Consider the following 838-nt stretch of genomic DNA (forward strand, 5'->3'; position numbering starts at 1 on the left):
ACNTGCAGCAAAGCCAACGATGGATTTCTTAAGATCATTAATCAATATTTTTTCATCATTCATGTGAGATTCCTCAAGGATTCCAGGGCCGTAATTAAGCGACGGAATTCCTGCCTGATGTGTGAATCTCATATCAAATGTTCCTGGAGAGAGAACTAATTCCGGTTCACTTCCAAGGGCTTCCCCAAGGCCTGTCCTGAAAAGACGGTAAAATTGATTTTCTGTATTCTCTATTATGCTATCAGTTATATAATGTTCATTGATCCTGACTTCATACCCAGAACTTTTTGCATAGTCCATAATTAAATCGTATAGTTTGTCTTTTTCCTCACTTAATTTTTCTTCCGGTATCAATCTTCGATAAATAGAAAATTCGCATTCATCCGCTATGGTGTTAGCCCATGTACCACATTTTAAATAACCTATTGCCAGACCAGGCTTTTTTGAACCGGGTGGAATTACATTGTATTTTGAAATCCTTGATTTCTCAATTTTCTTTCCATATTTATTTATAATGCTTATAAGCTCTATAGTACCTGCTATCGCGTCCTTTCCGAGATATGCCATTGAACCATGGCTCTTTTTGCCTATAACCTTTACAGTTATAAATATAGCACCGCGGTGGCCATAGCATATGTTGTTAACTCCCAGCGGTTCAGTATAAATCACGAAATCTGTATTTTCTCTGGAGATCTTACCCGATTCAACAAGATAATACACTCCAGCATTTTTATTTCCAACCGTTTCCTCATCAGGGACGACCGTCTGTGTTACGGTTAATTTTTTCCATATATCCGGAACTGTGTTTTCAAGTAGTTTTATACCGTATACCTGCATT

At 37.5% G+C, this 838-nt stretch carries 1 protein-coding gene; it reads right to left on the reverse strand.

The genetic code is table 11. From position 1 onward, the window contains the following. A partial coding sequence (locus AMDU4_RS12995; protein WP_290705403.1) for a peptidase dimerization domain-containing protein occupies positions 1–838 on the reverse strand: 838 nt, incomplete at both ends.

Source organism: Ferroplasma sp. Type II (genome assembly GCF_000496155.1).